The organism is Paenarthrobacter sp. NPDC090520, assembly GCF_044769205.1.
GTDB lineage: Bacteria > Actinomycetota > Actinomycetes > Actinomycetales > Micrococcaceae > Arthrobacter.
The window spans coordinates 101,601-114,555 of sequence record NZ_JBIVXM010000013.1 but is presented as its reverse complement, the minus strand read 5'-3'; the positions used below and the strand labels follow the sequence as shown (position 1 = coordinate 114,555).

16 protein-coding genes are annotated in these 12,955 nt (G+C 62.3%); 2 read left to right on the top strand and 14 right to left on the bottom strand.

What is annotated here, in order from left to right; genetic code table 11:
- Nucleotides 1-4: 4 nt before the first annotated feature.
- The 3 genes from ACIQTZ_RS16250 to ACIQTZ_RS16240 all read right to left on the bottom strand — a co-directional run bounded on the left by ACIQTZ_RS16250 (nt 5) and on the right by ACIQTZ_RS16240 (nt 1,620).
- On the bottom strand, nt 5-178 hold the full coding sequence (locus ACIQTZ_RS16250; protein WP_402982254.1) for a hypothetical protein: 174 nt from the start codon (nt 176-178) through the stop codon (nt 5-7).
- Nucleotides 179-580: 402 nt separating this feature from the next.
- Nucleotides 581-1,288, bottom strand: coding sequence for a redox-sensing transcriptional repressor Rex (locus ACIQTZ_RS16245; RefSeq protein WP_397325588.1), 708 nt, complete (start codon nt 1,286-1,288; stop codon nt 581-583).
- A gap of 77 nt (nt 1,289-1,365) precedes the next feature.
- Nucleotides 1,366-1,620 (bottom strand): glutaredoxin family protein, encoded by a 255-nt coding sequence (locus ACIQTZ_RS16240; RefSeq protein ID WP_400337126.1) that lies wholly within the window; start codon nt 1,618-1,620, stop codon nt 1,366-1,368.
- A 92-nt stretch (nt 1,621-1,712) separates the two neighbouring features.
- Between ACIQTZ_RS16240 and ACIQTZ_RS16235 the strand changes: the two genes are divergently transcribed.
- On the top strand, nt 1,713-2,528 hold the full coding sequence (locus ACIQTZ_RS16235; protein WP_402948236.1) for an HAD family hydrolase: 816 nt from the start codon (nt 1,713-1,715) through the stop codon (nt 2,526-2,528).
- 284 nt (nt 2,529-2,812) lie between these two features.
- A complete protein-coding gene (locus ACIQTZ_RS16230; RefSeq protein ID WP_402948234.1) occupies nt 2,813-3,775 on the top strand; it encodes an endonuclease domain-containing protein in 963 nt (320 codons plus the stop codon).
- Between the two features lie 296 nt (nt 3,776-4,071).
- On the opposite strand, the gene ACIQTZ_RS16225 is transcribed toward ACIQTZ_RS16230, so the two are convergent.
- The 11 genes from ACIQTZ_RS16225 to ACIQTZ_RS16175 all read right to left on the bottom strand — a co-directional run bounded on the left by ACIQTZ_RS16225 (nt 4,072) and on the right by ACIQTZ_RS16175 (nt 12,803).
- Nucleotides 4,072-4,170, bottom strand: coding sequence for a 30S ribosomal protein bS22 (locus ACIQTZ_RS16225; protein WP_003792170.1), 99 nt, complete (start codon nt 4,168-4,170; stop codon nt 4,072-4,074).
- Between the two features lie 174 nt (nt 4,171-4,344).
- Nucleotides 4,345-4,557, bottom strand: a complete 213-nt coding sequence (locus ACIQTZ_RS16220; protein ID WP_017199160.1) for a helix-turn-helix domain-containing protein — start codon at nt 4,555-4,557, stop codon at nt 4,345-4,347.
- A 140-nt stretch (nt 4,558-4,697) separates the two neighbouring features.
- Entirely contained in the window at nt 4,698-5,825 is a 1,128-nt protein-coding gene (locus tag ACIQTZ_RS16215; protein WP_402982253.1) for a 3-deoxy-7-phosphoheptulonate synthase, read from the bottom strand.
- Between the two features lie 220 nt (nt 5,826-6,045).
- On the bottom strand, nt 6,046-7,053 hold the full coding sequence (locus ACIQTZ_RS16210; protein ID WP_400337118.1) for an acetylxylan esterase: 1,008 nt from the start codon (nt 7,051-7,053) through the stop codon (nt 6,046-6,048).
- A gap of 71 nt (nt 7,054-7,124) precedes the next feature.
- Nucleotides 7,125-7,847, bottom strand: coding sequence for a DUF1961 family protein (locus ACIQTZ_RS16205; RefSeq protein ID WP_402982283.1), 723 nt, complete (start codon nt 7,845-7,847; stop codon nt 7,125-7,127).
- 2 nt (nt 7,848-7,849) lie between these two features.
- On the bottom strand, nt 7,850-8,521 hold the full coding sequence (locus ACIQTZ_RS16200) for a rhamnogalacturonan acetylesterase (protein ID WP_402982251.1): 672 nt from the start codon (nt 8,519-8,521) through the stop codon (nt 7,850-7,852).
- A gap of 19 nt (nt 8,522-8,540) precedes the next feature.
- The gene (locus ACIQTZ_RS16195; protein WP_397325595.1) at nt 8,541-9,413 is read right to left on the bottom strand and encodes a carbohydrate ABC transporter permease; all 873 of its coding nucleotides are present in this window, start codon (nt 9,411-9,413) and stop codon (nt 8,541-8,543) included.
- The gene (locus ACIQTZ_RS16190; RefSeq protein WP_400337114.1) at nt 9,413-10,387 is read right to left on the bottom strand and encodes an ABC transporter permease; all 975 of its coding nucleotides are present in this window, start codon (nt 10,385-10,387) and stop codon (nt 9,413-9,415) included. The genes ACIQTZ_RS16195 and ACIQTZ_RS16190 overlap by 1 nt, the downstream gene beginning before the upstream one ends.
- Entirely contained in the window at nt 10,384-11,916 is a 1,533-nt protein-coding gene (locus ACIQTZ_RS16185; RefSeq protein ID WP_402982249.1) for an extracellular solute-binding protein, read from the bottom strand. Before ACIQTZ_RS16185 ends, ACIQTZ_RS16190 begins: the two co-directional genes overlap by 4 nt.
- Entirely contained in the window at nt 11,906-12,130 is a 225-nt protein-coding gene (locus ACIQTZ_RS16180; RefSeq protein WP_402982247.1) for a hypothetical protein, read from the bottom strand. The genes ACIQTZ_RS16185 and ACIQTZ_RS16180 overlap by 11 nt, the downstream gene beginning before the upstream one ends.
- On the bottom strand, nt 12,123-12,803 hold the full coding sequence (locus ACIQTZ_RS16175; protein WP_402982246.1) for a YesL family protein: 681 nt from the start codon (nt 12,801-12,803) through the stop codon (nt 12,123-12,125). The genes ACIQTZ_RS16180 and ACIQTZ_RS16175 overlap by 8 nt, the downstream gene beginning before the upstream one ends.
- Between the last annotated feature and the right edge of the window lie 152 nt (nt 12,804-12,955).

Below are 12,955 nucleotides of genomic sequence, written 5' to 3'. Positions count from 1 at the left end.
CGCCCTATGGCCAGGCCGTCCCGCAGTACGGCCAGGACACCAACTGGCCCAGCCAGCAACCGGGTCCCAGCACGGTCCCCCAGATGGTCAACATCGCCTTCTGGATGATCGTGGCCGCCGGTATCCTCTCGGCCATCAGCTCGCTGCTCCTGGCAACCACAGGTTCTGATGCGTTCATCAATTCCATGGTCCAGCAGGCAGCAGCCCAGGGCACCGAGTTCCCTGAAGGTTCCCTTGAAGGAATGAAGGGCGCCATCACCGTTGGCGCGGTGATCGGTGCCATCGTGTCCCTCGGACTCTATGCGTTGGTGGCATTCCCTGTCCGCAAGGGCAAGAACTGGGCCCGCATCCTCGGTACTGTCTTCGCCGCCATCTCGGTCCTTGGCCTGACCGGCCTGTTCCAGTTCGGCGCAACGTACGGCATCCTGCAGCTGCTGGTGATCCTGTTGGGAGTCGCGGCAATCGTCATGCTGTACCTGCCGGCGTCGGCGCCTTACTTCCGCAAGCAGCAGGCGTTCGGCAACCCGTACGGCCGCTGAGCCCAAGCAGAACTGACCAGCGGGCGCGGACCCGGCGAAGGCTAAACGGCCTGACCCGGTGTCTGCGCCCGTTGTGCGTGGTAGGCAAGAATCTGGAGTTCCGTGGCCATGTCCACCTTGCGAAGGTTGACGTGCGGGGGTACCTGGAGGAGCACCGGGGCGAAGCTGAGGATGCTGCGGATTCCGGCCCCGATCACGCGATCACATACTTCCTGTGCCACCGTTGCCGGGAGGGCAAGAACCACCATGTTGGTGTGCGTGCGCTCCAGGACCCGCTCCAGTTCTGCCGAGTCGCTGACCCTGAGCCAGCCAACCTCGTTGCCGATCACCATGGGGTCGGCATCGAAAATGGCCACCACGTCGAAGCCCCGGGATTCGAAGCCACCGTACCGGGCCAGCGCCTTGCCCAGGTTACCGGCACCGACGATTGCCACTTTCCAGTCGTGTGTCAGTCCGAGGGCAGCGGCGATGTGCCGGCTCAAGTACTGGACCTCGTACCCTACTCCGCGGGTTCCGTACGAACCGACGTAGGAAAGGTCCTTCCGCAGCGTCGATGAACTGACGCCGGAGGCCTCCGCCAGTGCATCCGAAGAAACGCGTTCCACGCCTTCGGCAAGGAGGGAGTTGAGCGCACGCAAATAGAGGGTCATCCGGGCCACAGCCGCGGGCGGGATCTGCTTGGCGGCAGGTTCGTTGTCCCCGGTTGTTGCCTCCGGTGACGGTTCCAGCGCAGTCACGGTATTCTCCATTGCGTCGCTTGTTGTTCCACTCTATGGCCCCTGACCGGGCTCAACAAAAAGCCATTTCCTTCCGTGAGCGGCGCCCCTTAGCCCTCCAGCGCTTTCTTCAAAAGACGGGTGAGTCGCTGCTCATCGATGGTCCAGAAGTCGCGCTGTACGCCGTCCACCAACAGCACCGGAATCTCCTCGGCGTACCGGTCACGGAGGGTCGCGTCACCGTCGATCGATGTTTCGCTCCACTGCACGCCCAAGCCTGAGGTGACGCGTTCGACGGCGGCACGCGCCGCGGTGCACAGGTGGCAGTCAGCTTTGGTGAGGAGGACGACGTCGGGAATAGGCATGACTCAACGTTACCGGCTGCGGCGGCAGCGCCCATGCGGCGTCCGACCATGGCGCGAAGCGCGAGGCAGCTGCAATTGACTAGACTCAAGGCATGCCCGACGAGAAGGACGCCGCTGTGCTCGCAGATGCCAAGGTGCCGCAGCACACCGGCGAGGCTGCTTTCTTCGACGTCGACAACACCCTGATGAAGGGCGCCAGCCTCTTCCATGTGGCCCGCAAAATGTACGAGCGCAAGGCCTTCACGCTGTCCCAGGCTGCCGGCTTCGCGTGGAAGCAGTTCAAGTTCGTGATGCGTGGCGAGAACATGGAAGACGTCCATGCCGTCCGTGACTCCGCGCTGACCTTGGCTGCAGGCATTTCGGTCGACGACATCAAGGCCCTGGGCGAAGAGGTCTATGACGAGATGATCGAGTCGCGGATCTGGCCGGGTACCAAGGCATTGGCCGAACAGCACCTGCGGGTTGGCCGCAAAGTCTGGCTCGTCACAGCCACTCCCATCGAGGTGGCTACCGTCATTTCCACGCGGCTTGGTTTAACTGGCGCGCTGGGAACCGTCGGCGAGATTGAGAACGGCACCTACACGGGCAGGCTCGTGGGCGACATCCTGCACGGTCCGGCGAAGGCTGTGGCTGTCCAGCTCGTTGCGGACCGCGAGGGCCTGGACCTGGACCATTGCTGGGCTTACAGCGACTCCGCCAACGACATTCCTTTGCTCACGTTGGTTGGCCACCCCGTGGTCATCAACCCGGATGCCCGGCTGCGCCGGCACGCCCGCGAGCACAACTGGCCGGTGTACGACTTCCGTTCGGGCCGCCGCGCAGCCACCCTCGGGCTGAAGGCGGCAACCGTGGGCGGCGCCATCTACGGCCTGTGGCGCGGATTCAGCCGCTTCCGCAGCCCCCGCTAGCCAACCCTCTCTCACCAAACACCCCCACCCCACTCGACCCTCTCTCACCAAACCACCCCTCCCCACCCAACCCTCTCTCACCAAACACCCCCTCCCCACCCAACCCTCTCTCACCAAACCACCTTTCCCGCCTGACCCTCTCTCACCAAACCACCCTTCCCGCCCGACCCTCTCTCACCAAACCACCCTTCCCACCCGACCCTCTCTCACCACGGGAGGCCAACGCCCGACGGCCTGTGGATAACTTCTGTAGACAGGGGGGCCTTCTGGGCAAGAATGCCCGTATGCAAAAACCCTCGACGTTTCCGCAAGCACTGGCTTCTGCGCCATTTACCCTCAACCAAGCCGAGGCGTTCGGCGTAGGGAAGCGGCAGCTTTGGAAGCGGAGTTCGATCGAGGGGGTCAGTCAGGGAATCTTCAGGCCTTCGGACTGGGAATTCGATTTAGCCTCCGCGGCCCGGTCCCTTTCGGCCGCAAGTCCGGGCGCCTGGATTTCGCATGTAACAGCGGCGCGGCTCCAAGGCCTTTACTTGCCGCCGTGGCTGGCCGATTCGAACGAGTTACACCTCAGCAAGCCCCGGAAACTGCCTTCTGTTCGTCGACGGGGTGTCATCGGACATACGGTGGTTATCGTCGACTCTGAAATCGAGTTCGCACACGGCATGTGGATGAGCACGCGGCCCCGAACCTGGCTGGACTTGGCACGCCAATTGCCCTTGAGGGAACTCGTTTGCGTCGGAGATCAGCTCATTCGCGTTCCCCGGCCTGAGTTTGAAGGCCGGGACACCCCATATGCATCAATCAGTGACCTTCGCGCGCTGATAGCACGGCACAGGAATCTTCAAGGAGTGGTGCGCGCCCGTGAAGCCCTGGATCTGATGCGCGTCGGAGCCGACTCCGTTCCCGAGTCCCTGCTACGACTGGCAATGCTCGACGCGGGCGTCGCGGAGCCGGACTTGCAGGTGCGACTTCGCCCGAACGATCCATTCTCGCCGTCTGCGGACCTTGGATTTCGGGAGCGGCGCGTGGCCATTCAATATGACGGCGGACATCACCTTTCGGAGGAGCAGATCTTTAGTGATCGACGTCGGGATAGGGCCTTCGAAGCGGCGGGGTGGACAGTCCTTGTCTTCGGGAAGGACTGTCTGTCGGACGGCTTCAACAAGGCAATAGTCGAAATCAAGAAGGCACTCCGAACCGGATGGACGGATCCGTCGGTCGAATCCGGTTTCGCGTCGGGACGGTGAGAGAGCGTCCCCACAAACCGGCGGTCCCGTGAGAGAGCGTCCCCCCAAACCGGCGGTCCCGTGAGAGAGCGTCCCCCCAAACCGGCGGTCCCGTGAGAGAGCGTCCCCGCAAACGGGCGGTTCGGTGAGAGAGCGTCCGCACCAAACGGGCATTCGGTGAGAGAGGGCTGCCGAAAAAGGCACCAACGGTGAGAGACGGTTTGGAATTTGGGGGGATTCGGTGAGAGAGGGTCCGGGGGTGCAAAAATGCCCGCCGCCTTGGCAGGCAACGGGCATTCACGCTTGATGAAGTATCTCTACTTCTTATTGCGGCGCTGGTGGCGGGTCTTGCGAAGCAGCTTGCGGTGCTTCTTCTTGGCCATACGCTTGCGGCGCTTCTTGATAACTGAACCCACGAAAGTTCCTTACAAACTAGATGAAGGTCCTGTCTGTTGGAACGGATCCGCGGACAAAGCAGCAGACAGTACAACTGACAGATTCTTACAATGACGTAAAACGTTCCTTAACAGGGTACCGCTTCACAGGGGCACCCAATGACCACTGACCGTCACACGGACTTTGGCAAGGGCTCAGGCCGTCTCCGATTGCCCGTCCACAACAGCACCTTTGAGGTACTGGGCAACGGCCTCTTCCGGAACCCGGAAGGATCGGCCGAACCTGACGGCGGGCATTTCCCCTGAGTGAACCAGTCGATACACAGTCATTTTGGAAACACGCAAGACGTCGGCTACTTCAGCCACCGTCATGAAACGCGCGTTCGAGAAGTTAGTCTCTGCGGACATTTCCCATATTCCTTTGCTCTCAGACAGTAGGACACCCCCAGTAGAACGGTGTGCCGATGCTGAGCCATCAAACAACCATGTGCTAGATACTCTAGAGGCTGATGGGGCCAATGTGAAAGAGCTTGTGCCTAAGTGGGAACCTACTCCGCGGTTGCCAGGCGACGCTTCCTGGCCGAGGCTGCGAGCTGCTCCAGCACGGAAGCCGTAACGTCCCATTCCATGCAGGCATCCGTGACGCTTTGGCCGTAGACAAGTTCCTGCTCCCCCGCCAACTGCTTGGCGACGTCAAGGTTCTGCGCGCCACCCACGAGGAAGCTCTCCAGCATCACCCCGGCAATGGGGGAAGAGGCACCGGCCTCAAGCTGCGCGCCGATTTCCAGGGCGACCTCGGCCTGCCGGTGATGGCTCTTGCCGCTGTTGGCGTGGCTGGCATCGACGATCAACCGCGGGTTGAGTCCCTTGCCCGCCAGCTTGGACGAAGCTGCTGCGACGTCGGCCTCGGAGTAGTTCGGCCCCTTGCGCCCGCCCCGCAGGATCACGTGGGTATCAGGATTTCCGGCCGTCGCCACCAAAGCTGCCCGGCCGTCGTCGTCGATTCCCAGGAAGGCTTGCTCGGCAGCGGAGGCCCCACACGCGTCGATGGCCACCTGGAGGTCGCCGTCGGTGCCGTTCTTGAAACCGATGGGCATGGACAGGCCAGAGGCGAGCTGACGGTGGATCTGGCTCTCGGTGGTGCGGGCGCCGATGGCACCCCACGAGACGAGGTCGGCCATGTACTGCGGGCTGATCGGCTCAAGGAATTCGGTGGCAGTGGGCAAGCCCAAGGACGTGACCTGCTTCAGGAAGCCCCGGGCCGCACGCAGGCCGGCGGCAATATCGTGGCTGCCGTCCAGGTGTGGATCGTTGATGAGGCCCTTCCAGCCAACCGTGGTGCGCGGCTTCTCGAAGTACGTCCGCATGACGATCAGCAGGTCTTCCTTGTGCTTCTCGGCCTGGCTCACCAAGCGGCGGGCGTATTCGAGGCCCGCCTTGGGATCGTGGATGGAGCATGGGCCAACAATGACCAGGAGCCGGTCATCCACGCCGTCCATAATGGCCCGGACTTCGTCACGGCCACGGTCGACGACGGCAGCTGAGCGGGCGTCCAGCGGCAACTCGGCGATGAGGTCCTGGGGTGCCGGAAGCGGCTCGAAACGGGCGACGCGAAGGTTGGACGTCGCAGGCTGCGAACTGTTCGAGGTCAAAGATTCCGGGGCGATGCTGGTCATTTTCTGGGTCCTGTCCGGGATGCGGAGCGGGCCCCTTTTCAGAACCCGCCGGATATGGCGAAGGGCAGAGAATGATCTCTGCCCTGTTGGCTCTGAAGGAAAGTTGGATGCGTGTCAGTTAGACGCGGGCCCCTCCAGAGCCAACGAAAAATACGCATACCAACGCTTAGTCATAGCCACACCATAACCGCGCGGGATCACACCCGGCAAATCGCGTCCGTCATGATGACAAGAGTTTGCGCAGGAACTGCAATTGCTTGATCCAGTGGTGTTCCTGCCCGCCCTCGTGGTTGTTGAAGCGGTATACCTCTACGTCCTTCTCAGGCGACCCGCCTGCCACACCGTAGGCGTTGTAGCTCGCGAACACCGTGGACGGCGGGCAGATGTCGTCCATCTGGGCGGCGGAGAACAGCGCCGGTACCGAGGCAGCACGGCCCAAGTGGACCCCATCGAAGTAGTTCAGCACCGCCAAGGTGGACTCGTAGCGGTCGCGGTGCCGCCCAAGGAACGAGGCAATCTCCGGGTACGGGCCCCGCGGCGCAATATCGATCGCCCGTGGAAAGTCCTGCAGGAAGGGGACATCCGGCAGCGCGGCGATGACGCCGTCGAGCCTTCCCGCCGTGAGTCCCGCAGTGGCGACCGTGATGCCGCCGCCCTGGCTGACGCCCGCCAGGACAACCTTGGAAGGGTCGACGGCGGGATGCTGCTGAGCCGCTTCGACCGCCCGGAAGGCGTCGGTGTAGACGCGCCGGAAATAGTACTCGTCCTGATGGCCGGAGCCGCGGGTCATGAGGCCGGCGTAGTTCACCCCACCGGCAGAGGGGTGCGGGTCCGGAGTGTCCCCGGAAACGCCACCGTAACCCTGGCCCCGGGTGTCCATGATGAAGTGCGCATACCCGGCCTGGGCCCAGCGGGTGTTCTGGTTGACCAGCCCGCGGCCGCCGGAGTAGCCGATGTATTCGACCACCACGGGAAGGCGTTCCCCGGCATCGCGGTGCGCCGGGACGTGCAACCAGCCCTTGATCCGGTTTCCGCCGAAGCCGGAGAACGTGACGTCGAAGGTGTCGATGACGCTGAGGTAGTTGTCCACGGGCTCGAAGACGGCGTCCAACGGAAACAGCCGGGCCTCAGCGATGGTCCGGTCCCAGAAGGTGTCCAGGTCGGCTGGCGGCACGGCGCCTGACGTGTAGTCGCGGAGCTGTTCAAGGGGAAGGTCGAAGAGTGGCATGGTCCGTTCCAGGGTGAGGAGTGGGAATTACGGAGGTGAGGACATCCTACGTCATGGCAGGGTGGTGCCTGTCACAGTGCTTCAACAACCAGGTTTCGGTAGGCCGCCACGAGCGGCGCCATCTGCCTGATGCCAAAGTATCCGCCGCCAAGCGGTGCCTCAGCGGGATCCACCCAATCGAACAATGGAAGTCCGTTGATGGAGAAGGCCACGCGGGCTCCATCTTTGATGACCTCCATGCGGTAGAAGCCACTGGCGTCCTCGGCCGGCGGGAGAGGGTCGGCCCCCTGTGCCACAAGGTCGAAACCGGCACTCTTGCGCAGGTTACAGGTCCGGAAGGCCCGTTCAGAGGCGTACTTATGGCGGAAGTAGGAGACGTGGAGCGCATCCATGTCGCCGGAGTGGTACTGCGGGTAGTACCCGGTTCGCGGCGACAACCGCGGAGAGAACAGGTCCTCGCCACCATGGCCCCGGGCAGAGAAAAACACCATGGCCAGGCCTGGCTCCTCGACGGGTCGGAACTCCCAACTGATTCGAACGTGGTCCGGCAGTTCCTCCGGGCACCACAGCGTCCAATGGGCGTGGTCGCCGAATTCGTCCGCATCCACCGAACCGGAGAGCAGCAAGGCGCTGCCCCCTGCTGCAACGCCGCCGCCCTCTGCTTCAGCGGCACCGCCGGCCACCGCCGAAGCCGCCCCCAGCCCGCCGGCGTCGTACGTTCCCGCCGTCACCGGACCTTCGGCCACCCAGTCCGACACATCGTCGGGCCCCCGCAAAGGGTTCCGGTACACCACGTTCAAGCCGAAGCCCCCGCCCGGACCGAAGAAGCCAAACCATAGCCAAGCGACTCCAACTGCCCGGCCACGTGGGCCGCGATCATGCGGGCGCCCTTCTCATGGAAGTGGGTGTTGTCCTCCAGCCCGCCGGCCCAGTGGGCGTGCTCACCCGGCGCGAAATGGAAGAACAGCTCCTTGGAGCCCTCCTCCCCGAGTTCCTGGTACAGGGCGCGGGTCCAGGTGTTGAGGTCGATCACCTCAAGCCCGAACTCGCCGCCGAGTTCACGCACGACGGCGGGAAACTCACCGAGCGTCTCTTGCAAGACGCCCAACTCAAAGTGCCGGCGTTCCACCGATGTACACAGAATCGGGATCCCACCCTTCGAGCGCACTTCGGCAACCATGCGCCGGGGATTCTCCGCGTAGCCGGTACGGGCCGCAAGGTGGTCACGCTTCTGGTCGTTGTGCCCAAACTGGATCAGTACCAGGTCGCCTTGGACGGCCTGGTGCAGCAGTTGGTGCCACAGGCCTTCTTCCCGGAACGATTCGGTGGTGGCGCCGCCCTTGGCGTAATTGTGAACGGCCGCCCACCAGTACGTTTCGGGCGCGAGGTGGGCACCCCAGCCGCTCATCGGATACTCGAAGCTGGGGCACGCGGCAACAGTGGAGTCGCCTGCGAGGAGGATCTTCATGGTGTCCTTTGGTTGAGTCTTAGCCCTTGACCGAGCCGATCAGCATGCCCTTGGCGAAGTGCTTCTGGAGGAAGGGATAGAAGATCAGAATGGGCAAGGTAGCCACGACGATCACCGCGAACTTCACGCCTTGTTCGGGCGGGATGTACGTGGGATCCACGTTGCCCGTACCCAGCAGGTCCGAGGCCGCGGTGACTTGGCGGAGGTACATCTGCAGCGTCCACATGTTGTTGTCGCTGAGGTAGAGCAGCGGTGACATGAAGTCGTTCCAGATGCCCACGGCGTAGAACAGCGCGAAGGTTGCCAGCACGGGCTTCGACAGCGGCAGGAGGATGCGCCAGAGAATGCCGATCTCCGTTGCGCCGTCCATCTTGGCCGATTCCTCCAGCTCCGCCGGGAGCTCCTGGAAGAAGTTCTTGATGATGATCAGGCTGAAGGGGTTGATCGCGGCCGGAAGGATCAACGCCCAGTACGTGTTCAGCAGGCCCAGGTCCTTCACCAGCAGGAAGGTGGGGATCATGCCGCCGGAGAACACCATGGCGAAAACCACCAGGGAAAGAATGAGCTTCCGGCCCCGCAGCCCGCGCTTGGCCAAGGGGTATGCCATGGTCACCGTGAGCAGCAATTGGATCAGCGTGCCCACCAGTGTCACCAGCACGGTAGTGAGCAGGGCCTTGGTGAACGCGGGCGTGGAAAAGATGTACTCGTAGGAGCCCAAGGTGAATTGCTCAGGCCAGACGAAGAAGGCCCGTCGCGTGATCTCCGCTTCCGTGGCAAACGAGCCTGCCATGACATACACGAACGGCAGCAGGGTGATGATCCCGATCAGTGACAGGAACACATAGTTGGCAGCGTCGAAGACCCGGCCGCCGCGGGTGTTGTGAATCTTCATTAGAACAGTCCGCTCTGGTTGAACCGCTTGGACAGCCAGTTGGTGCCGAAGATCAGCACGATGCCCACCAAGGATTTGAAAAGCCCGACGGCGGTGCTGTAGCTGTACGCGCCCTGGGTGATACCCACAAAATACACATAGGTATCGAAGACGTCGGCCACGCTGCGGTTGAGTGCGTTGGTCATGAGGTAGATCTGCTCGAAGCCGGTGTTCAGCATCTGCCCGATCGCCAGGATGAGCATCACGATGATGGTGGACCGGATTCCGGGCAGCGTGATGTGCCAGACCCGGCGGAACCTTCCGGCACCGTCGATGATCGCAGCCTCGTACTGGTCCTGGTCAACGGTGGCCAACGCCGCAAGGAAGATGATGGTCCCCCAGCCCGTGTTTTTCCAGATCTCCTGGAGCACGATCAACGGCCGGAACCAGTTGGGGTCGGACAGGATGTCGATGTTGGTGCCGAACAGGCCGTTGACGAACTGGAACAGCGGGCCAATGTCCAAGGCGAAAAGCAGGAAGCTCAACGAGGCCACGATGGTCCAGGACAGGAAGTGCGGAATGTACACGAGGGTCTGGACGGTGCGCTTGAGGATCGAGAGCCGGACCTCGTTGAGCAGCAGGGCCAACACGATGGTCAGGGGGAAGGCGATGCCCAGGTTCAAGAAGGCCAGGATCAGGGTGTTGGCCAGAAGCCTGGGGAAGTCAGGATTGGCAAAGAAATCCGTGAAGTTGGTGAACCCCACCCACGGGCTGCCGTTGACGCCCAGGAACGGAACGTAATCCTTGAACGCGATCGAGACCCCGTACATGGGTCCGTACCGGAAGATCGCGAAGTACAGAACCCCCGGCAGCAGGAGAAGATAGAGCCACTTGTAATGGGCAAAGTGGACAGCAAAACCGCGCCGCCGCGCCGGGGCGGGCGGCTGCGTGGCCGCCCGCTCCGGAGCTTTGGCATCAACTACCGGCGCTGTCACTTCTTGTTGTCCTGCCAGAGCTTGTTGATTTCTTCCTTGACCTTGTCACCGCCGCTGGTGTTCCACAGCTTGATGGCATCCTTCAGGCCCTGCTCGTCGATCTGGCCGGCGAGGAACTTGATGCGGGCATCGGCCACGATGTTGTCCAGCTGCGCACCCTTGGCCACGTAGGTGGGCGAAACGAACGCAGCGGCCGGGTTGTAAACGGCGCTCTTGACGTCCTCGGCCATGACCTCCACGCGGTCGTCGAACACCTTCTGCTCGTACTCGGAAGGCTGCTTGACGGCGTAAAAGTTGTTGCCCGTGACGTTGGTACCCAGTTGCGCGTAGCTCTTGATGTCAGTGTTGACCACCTTGCCTTCGGGCGTTTCAGGCTTGATGGTCGCGGCCAGATTGCCCTCGACGGCGAAGTTGACGCCTTCGATGCCGTTGTTCAGCAACACGGCGACTTCCTTGCTGTTCATCTTGTCCAGGAACTGCAGGACGTTCTTCAGTTCGCCTTCGGTGCGGACGCTGGACTTGGGGATGGCCAGGAAGCCGGAGTAGCCGTCAGTCGGGTGGGCATGGAGTTCGCCATCGGGCCCCTTCAGGCTGCCCACAAAGCCCACCTTGTTCTGGAAGTCATTGGGGTTGGCTTGCTTGAAGAGGTTGATCAGCACGCTGACCCGGGAGTCGACATCCACAATGATGCCGCCCTTGCCGTTGAAGAAGGGCTCGTTCCATTTGGTGCCGTCAAAGGTGGCGAAGTCCGGGTTGATGAGCTTCTCGTCCACCATCTTCTTGATGAAGCGGTCAGCTTCCAGGAACTCGTCCGTTTCGAAGCTCGGGACCAGCTTGCCGTCGCGTTCGGTCCAACGGTTGCCCGCTCCGAACCACGTTTCGATCATGTCGTAGGGGCTGTTGGTGCCCAAGGCGCCCCACTTGGGGATGGTGATGCCGTAGGTGTCGTTCTGGCCGTTGCCGTCAGGATCCTGCTCGGTAAAGGCTTTGGCTACTTTGTAGAGGTCTTCAACCGTTTCGGGTGCCTTGAGGCCGAGTTTGTCCAGCCAGTCCTGGCGGAACATCACGGCCGCACGGATCGGGTTCCGGGCCCGGAAGACGCCGTACACCTTGCCGTTGACGCTGGCGTTCTGCTCGACTTCCGGGAAGGTGGTCTTAAGGTTCGGGTAGTCCTTGAGTTTGTCCGTGAGGTCCCAGAACGCTCCGGCTTCGGCGTTCTTCACGAAGCCCGGCGACTTGCTTTGTACCACCAGCACCTGCGGAATCTCCGACGACGCCAGGGTGATGTTCATCTTGTCTTCATAGGAGGAGTTGGGCGTCCACGTGATGTTGACGTCCTTGCCGGTCAATTCCTCAAGCTTCTTCTGCACCGCGCCATCTGCCGACGGTGGCTGGGCTTCGAGGAACGGCGCCATGATGCTGACACTTTTCAGATCGGCCGCGGGCGCTTCGCCTCCGCCACACGCTGTCAGGGCAAGCGCTGCGGAAACAACGACGGCGGCTGCGAGCGTTGGTTTTCTACGGTTCATGATGTTCCTTTTCCACTTCTTCGGGGTTGGTGTCCGTCGGGTCTGTCGGGACCCCGCCGTGGAACCTCTTGATGGTCCACAGGTGGTCCCCCTGCTCATTTTGATACGTTTCATTCATACCCACGCCGAGGGGCTCCTTCGAGATCCCGGAGTGCCCCTGGACATCGAGGGAACGGTGCAGGACATGGTTCTTCCTGGAGTTGGAGTCACGCAAGGCTGGCCTCCTTCGCAGGGTGGTCCGCCGGCACACTGGGCGCTTGACTGCCGGCAGCCGCCACGGAATCGTCGTTGGCCGTGAAGAACCGGTCACAGAGCCATCCCGTGACGTACAGCCAGGCGCCGATCCCGAAGAAGGGCAGCAATCCGGGTACCGCGCGGCAGGCGAAGACTGCTGCGGCCGTCACGAACAGGAGGATGGCAGTCCCGGCAAGGTGGCGCATGGTGAATCGGGAAGCCATGAGGAAGTACTGCGGCAAAGGCAACTCGTAGCGGGCATACATCGGAAAGAGGTGGCAGACCGCACCCGCAGCAAACAGCATGGCCAGGAGGACGGCAATGGAGGCAAGTTGCGAACCGAGATCCCGGCCGCCGGAGAAGTAGCCCCAGTTCAGGACGAGTGCTGCCGCCACCAGCAACACCGGCAGGCCGAGCACGTTGCCCTTGGCGAAGTTCTTGAAATACTCCCGGGCGAAGCGACGGAACAAGGGCACAGAATTGCCGCGGACCTTGTCGCGGACCAGGATGTGGGCCGCCACCGTGCTTGGCCCGACCCCAAGGACCACTCCACCCATGAGCGTGAAGGCGATCCAAAGGACATTGAGGCAGGCAATCCACAGGAGTGTGTCGAAGAACGTGTAGGCCCGGAAGCCAAACGCACCTGACGCCATGGGACTCCCCCTTTCTCCATCGTTGCAGAACAGGCCCAGGTAACTCGCAGTTGTTGTTGTTTTGAAGGCTCAGAGCAACCACAAATGCCAGTCTGTTGGGGTAGCCCCGGGATGGGCCGAGTTTGAAGTAAACGGTTTCACGAAATCTAGAC